The organism is Pelomicrobium sp. (genome assembly GCF_036803785.1).
GTDB lineage: Bacteria > Pseudomonadota > Gammaproteobacteria > Burkholderiales > UBA6910 > Pelomicrobium.
The window spans coordinates 1-5,524 of sequence record NZ_DAIRTR010000164.1; the positions used below are offsets into that span (position 1 = coordinate 1).

At 63.0% G+C, this 5,524-nt stretch carries 7 protein-coding genes; all 7 read right to left on the reverse strand.

Annotated elements, in window-relative coordinates:
* Window positions 1–365, reverse strand: a 365-nt coding sequence (locus tag V7Q81_RS14185; protein WP_333844534.1) for a glycosyltransferase, incomplete at its 3' end; no start/stop codon positions are given.
* 1 nt (window position 366) lies between these two features.
* Complete coding sequence (locus V7Q81_RS14190) at window positions 367–1,656, reverse strand: hypothetical protein (RefSeq protein WP_333844536.1); 1,290 nt, start codon at window positions 1,654–1,656, stop codon at window positions 367–369.
* Window positions 1,643–3,655 carry an asparagine synthase (glutamine-hydrolyzing) gene (gene asnB / locus V7Q81_RS14195; protein ID WP_333844537.1) on the reverse strand — a complete coding sequence of 671 codons (2,013 nt, stop codon included), beginning with the start codon at window positions 3,653–3,655 and terminating at the stop codon, window positions 1,643–1,645. The genes V7Q81_RS14190 and asnB overlap by 14 nt, the downstream gene beginning before the upstream one ends.
* A gap of 3 nt (window positions 3,656–3,658) precedes the next feature.
* A complete protein-coding gene (locus V7Q81_RS14200) occupies window positions 3,659–4,030 on the reverse strand; it encodes a hypothetical protein (protein WP_333844538.1) in 372 nt (123 codons plus the stop codon).
* Window positions 3,946–4,206: a methyltransferase domain-containing protein gene (locus V7Q81_RS16130; protein WP_442954846.1), complete on the reverse strand. Its 261-nt coding sequence runs from the start codon at window positions 4,204–4,206 to the stop codon at window positions 3,946–3,948. The genes V7Q81_RS14200 and V7Q81_RS16130 overlap by 85 nt, the downstream gene beginning before the upstream one ends.
* The gene (locus V7Q81_RS14205) at window positions 4,173–4,493 is read right to left on the reverse strand and encodes a 50S ribosomal protein L11 methyltransferase (RefSeq protein ID WP_333844540.1); all 321 of its coding nucleotides are present in this window, start codon (window positions 4,491–4,493) and stop codon (window positions 4,173–4,175) included. Before V7Q81_RS14205 ends, V7Q81_RS16130 begins: the two co-directional genes overlap by 34 nt.
* Window positions 4,494–4,501: 8 nt before the next feature.
* Window positions 4,502–5,524: glycosyltransferase (locus V7Q81_RS14210; RefSeq protein WP_333844542.1), on the reverse strand; the 1,023-nt coding region annotated here is incomplete at its 5' end.

Consider the following 5,524-nt stretch of genomic DNA (forward strand, 5'->3'; position numbering starts at 1 on the left):
GCCGTGAAGGCATAACCCATGCCGGCGATCGCAGCCACCCTGCCGCGCACGCCTGCGGCCTGCGCCGCCAAGCCCCCAACGACTACCGGCCGCAGCGCCACATGGTGCACAAGGTCCGGCTCAATGCGGCGATACAGGCGGGCCACGCCGATCATCTCCCGCATGAGCCCCACCGGGTTCAGCCCCCGCCGCGCCATTCCGAACGGCACGACCTCGATCCCCGCCCGGCGGATGACATCACACGCCGAACCGCTGCGGGTGATCACTGTCACCTTGAACCCAGCTTGCTTCGCCGCCACCGCCAAGGGCAGGCGGTGGGAAACGAAATACCAGTCCTCGGTGACGAGGAAAACCAGTTTGGGCATGCTATGCGCTTTCTTGCCGGCGTCTCATGTTGCGCAACAGCAGGCTCCAGCCCGCCACTCCTCCGATCCACCACAAGGTGATTTCCGGATAACGTTCGCGGTACAGCGTACCCTCGTTCGGAGAACTCAGCACATAAAAAATGGAGACCGCCCAGGCGAAAAAGAAGAGGCCAATCGCGAACGAACGAATATCACCGTTGGGTTTGTGCATGAACCATCCGAGCCAGCCGAGCATGGCAACATAAAAAAATACCATCTCGACGGTTGCCGCCAATCGCTTCGCATCTCCTCCAGGCGATGTGGTCTTGCACTGCAAAACCAAAGAACATCCTCGTGGCACAGGTGTCACTAAAGCGAGCCAAGCCGCACGCGGAAGATAGTCAAGCAGTTCGCGATAATCGAGCAGTAGTCGATCCTGATCGATTGAACTGGCCGCACTTTTGTGCGCATGGATAAATCCGTGCCGATAACACAACAAATGCCCCACCTTCTCATGCAGGATGGGAATATACCGTTCTGGTCGCCAGCTATCGCATAACGCTACCTTCTCTACCTTCTCCAGCATTTTGAATCCCCATACCGCCATAACCGCCAACGCAAAGAAGAGCGTGCCTCGAGCTACGGAACGCTTGCGTTCGGGCAAAAAACACATGGCGAGCAATACGGCGCCGCCCAAGGCAATCACCACCACATCATGCAGATAGGGCCGCGGCAACCCCATCAGACCCAAGGCGGCAATCATCCCGACGATCACCCCAAGCCAACGCAGGCGCGAGTTTCCTAGCCAAGCCATGCTCCACGACCATGCCAGGAGAGCAAAGCCGACCAAGGCAAAGGCATCCTTGTGCGGCTGCCCCCAAATCAAGACCGTGGAAGGAAACGCCAGCACAGCCAAGCCTGCCCAAGCCATGCGACCGCGCAGGCCGAAGGTAAGACAAAGCCGCGCCAATACCGCGGCAGCCAGACCGTAAATGGCCGCATATATCGGCAGCACGGCGCTCGGATGCTCCCATCCCGTCGTCATGAAGGCCGCAGCCATCAGGCTCGCTGGCCATTGCCCCTGATAGCGGAGCTCCCATGCCCGCCATCCCTCGGCACGCAGTCTCGCGGTCAATTCCCGCGCCTGATCGAAAAACTGAATCCAGTCGCCGCCGGCCATCAATCCGTGGCCGGCATGCCAGGGCGAATTGGGCAATATCAGCCATTGAAACACCGCACCCAAGAGCAGCACGCCGACAAAGAAAACGACGAACGCCCGCGCAGGCGTCAATTCCCATCTACTGCTGCTCAAGCCACGCCTCCCACATCAACACATCCCACAGGTAATACGCCCAGTTGCGCCTCCCCGACAGGTGCTCCTCCCAGCGCTCGCGGATGGGTGCGGGGTCGAGAAAACCTTCCCGCCTGAGGCGTGCCTCGCTCAGCAGATCCTCCGCCCAATCCTTGAGCGGCTCGCGCAGCCAGTGCTCGATCGGCACGCCAAAGCCCATCTTCGGCCGTTCGATGAGGTCTTTCGGCACGTAGCGGTAGAGCACCTGCCGCAGAAGCCACTTGCCCTGGCCGTCGCGGATCTTCATCGAAAGCGGCAGCCGCCAGGCGAATTCGACGATGCGGTGATCCAAGAGCGGCACGCGCGTTTCCAGCGACACGCCCATCGCCGCCCGATCCACCTTGACCAGGATGTCGTCGGGCAGATAGGTGATCGCGTCGAGATACATCATCCTGTGCTCGAAATCCGGCAGCTCCGGCCAGGCGGCGGGGTCCGTGAGCGGCGTCGGCGGCTCCTCGCCGCCCAGCACCACCGAGGCCGGGTCCTCCCAGTGGGAGACGAGCCGGCGGTAGACCGCCTCGGGCCGGTCGGCGGCGAACAGGGCGGCGGCCTTGTGGAGTTTGTCGCCCGGCAGCCGGAAACGCCAGCGCTCGGGCAGGGCCCACGCCACCGCGCCATACAGTCGGTTCCAGGCCGAAGGCGGCAACGCCGTCACGCCCGCCGTCGCGAGCCGCCGCAGGATGAGCGGCAGGCGATCGAGCCGGCGCCACAGCGCCGTCACCCAGAAATAGCGGTTGTAGCCGCCAAAGAGTTCATCCCCGCCATCGCCCGAGAGCGCCACCGTCACCTGTCGGCGGGCGAGCATCGCCACGAGGTGCGTGGGGATCTGCGAGGAATCGGCAAAGGGCTCGTCATAAAGCGTGGGGAGCTTCGGGATCACGTCCAGCGCATCCTTGGGCGTGACATACCACTCGGTGTGCTCCGTGCCCAGATGGCGCGCCACCGCCGCCGCGTGCCGCGCCTCGTCGTATTCGCCTTCATGAAAGCCGATGCTGAAGGTCTTCACCGGCCTATCGGCCGTCGCCTGCATCACCGCCACCACCGTCGAGGAATCGATGCCGCCGGAAAGAAAGGCGCCCAAGGGCACATCCGCCACCCGCTGCCCCGCGATGCTCTGCCGCAGCAGCCGGTCGAGTTCTTCCTCCGCGGCAACCTCCGAACCGGTAAAAGGCTCGCGCCGCCCGGATTCGGCGACCTCGCGCAGCGACCAATAGGCTTTGATCTCCCCTCTCCCACCGGGAGAGGGGCCGGGGGAGAGGGTATCCGCAGAAAACTGCACCCAGCACCCCGGTGGCAGCTTCCAGATGTTTTCGTAAATGCTCCACGGCGCCGGCACGTAGTTGTGCCGCAGAAAGAGCGTCAATGCCTTGCGTTCGATGGCATTGTCAAACCCAGGATACGCCCGGATCGCCTTCAGCTCCGAGGCGAACACCAGCGCGCCCTTTACCCAGCCGTAATAGAGGGGCTTCTCCCCCATGCGGTCGCGGGCGAGTGTTAACGTGCGCGTTGCGCGATCCCACAACGCCAGGGCGAACATGCCCACGGTCTTCTTCAGCGTCGTCTCGATGCCCCAAGCCTCGAAAGCGGCGAGCAGTGTCTCCGTATCCGAATGGCCGCGCCATCGAACACCCCCCTCTCCCTCTGGGAGAGGGGCTGGGGGTGGGGGTGAGGGTGACGGAAAATGCGCGAGGTCTTTTCGCAGTTCCAGGTGGTTGTAGATCTCGCCGTTGTAGGCGATCACATAGCGCCCCGAGGCCGACACCATCGGCTGATGGCCGGCAGTGGAAAGGTCGAGGATCGACAAACGGCGATGGGCCAGCGCGATACCGGCCAACTCGTCCACCCAGACACCGGTATCGTCGGGACCGCGGTGAACCAGCGGATCGACCATGCGGTGCGCCATTTCGACCGAGTCCTTATGGCCATCGGCGGGCTGCCAGAAGCCGGTCAGACCACACATGCTCTAGCTGATTTTGCGATAGATATACTCATCACAGCGAGACCCGAAGATGCCTGGGTCTCTTCCAAACAACCGACCCTTGCGGGCGAACACCCGCTCCGCAGCAAACCCCAGGGACCCCAGCTGGAAATCCACTTCAGCGGGCTGGATCGACTCGTACGGCCAAACGCCCATCCAGTCATGGACATCGTGGTAGTAATTCATCCCACGATTGGAGCGGTAGCCTTCCACATAACGGGCAAAGCGCCTGCCGGTCAGCGGCAGGGCGAGCCGAAACAGCGCTATATAGATTAGATGGCACGGGTGCGACGTTGCGCCTGGGGCGAAGCGTGCGCATACCACCGTTTCTCCCAGCGCCAAAACGGGTCCATCCATACCCGCCGGTAGAGGGCGAGAACAAGGCGTCCCTGCGGAGCCACCAATGCTGCAGCACACCGGATCGCGCGTTTCAAATCGCCCGTGTGATGAAGAACGCCCCACGAATAGACCACATCGAACGTACCCCGCGTCGCGGCGCTCAGACAAACACGCTGATCTCTTCGACGCGCCAGACATTTTTCGCTGAAGCGTGGCGGGCCAGCATGGCATGCGCGGTCGCCACGCTCTCGCCATCCAGATCGACGGCAAACACCTCTCTAGCCCCCAGGCGCAACGCTGCCAGGCTGTGGAGGCCAGAGCCGCAGCCGATGTCGAGAAACCGTTGCCCGTCGAGCCGCCCGCCCACCAGCCGGCTCAAGCCCTGCTCCGCTTCCCGGATTTCCGCTTCCGTGACCCTTTCGGCGTAGGCCGCCCAGTTCTGGCCGAAGGCGAAATGCGATTCCGCTTGGGTCAAATCCATTTCATGCTTCAGGGTGTATCCCGGTATAGCCGCGCGTAGCGGTCGGCGACGCTCTCGATCGAGAAATTATCCTGCACGCGCCTGCGCGCAGCCTCACCCATCGCCCGACGAGTCTCCACAGGCACGTCGAGTAACCGACTCCACGCGTCCGCCAACGCATTGGCATCTCCCATTGGCACCACGATGCCGGTATCGCCAATGATACGTGGCACATCGCCCACGGCCGTGGCCACACAGGGAATGCCGCAGCTCATCGCCTCGCCAATGGCATTCGGAAAGGCTTCGCCCCAAGAAGAAGAAGAAGAAGCGATATCGAGTGCCGCAGTCAGGCGTGCGATGTCGTGACGCTCCCCAAGGCAATGTACTCTGCCGGCCAATGCCGGGTGTTGCAATGCCGCAGCAAGTGCTGGATTTCGAGGAGACACCTCACGTCCGACGAGGAGGAAATGGACATCCGCCCGCCGCCGCGCAAGCAGAGCAGCCGCCTTCAGAAAAACGTCATGTCCCTTCATCGGGTGATAGCGGGCGATGAGGCCAATGAGCGGGGCGGCGGGTTCAAGTCCCAGCATCCGCCGAACCTCGGCGCGCGCGAGGGGCTGCGGGGAAAAGGTCTCAACGTCGAACCCATTATCGATGACCATCCCCCGCTCTTCGCAGAAGCCAAAGCGTTCGTGCTGGGCGCGCGCTGTGTGCGAATTGTAAATGATGGCCGTCGGCCGTCGGCTCGACCATGCCGAAAAACGGATGACCCACCGGGTAAGCGGCTTCTCGCGCCGCAGATCGTAAAGGGATTGGCGGATACCCCAGACGAGCCGCGCCTGGGGTGCCGCAAGACGCCACGCCAGGCTCGCGGCCAAGTTGCCGTGGTACATCCACCCCTGGATCACGTCCGGTTTGAAGCACCGCACCTCGCGAAGCAAGGCGCGCATCGCAGCGGGAGCCTTTGGCGGATGACACAAGCCCAGGCTCACCACGGGCACTCCGACGGCACGCAACTCCGCCTCCACGTCACCGCCCCGAAGAGCCAACAC

Excerpts from the sequence above, each read along its gene's own strand:
- asnB (WP_333844537.1), bottom strand. The coding sequence starts at position 3,655 with ATGTGTGGTCTGACCGGCTTCTGGCAGCCCGCCGATGGCCATAAGGAC.
- V7Q81_RS14200 (WP_333844538.1), bottom strand. The coding sequence starts at position 4,030 with ATGGATGGACCCGTTTTGGCGCTGGGAGAAACGGTGGTATGCGCACGC.
- V7Q81_RS14205 (WP_333844540.1), bottom strand. The coding sequence starts at position 4,493 with ATGGATTTGACCCAAGCGGAATCGCATTTCGCCTTCGGCCAGAACTGG.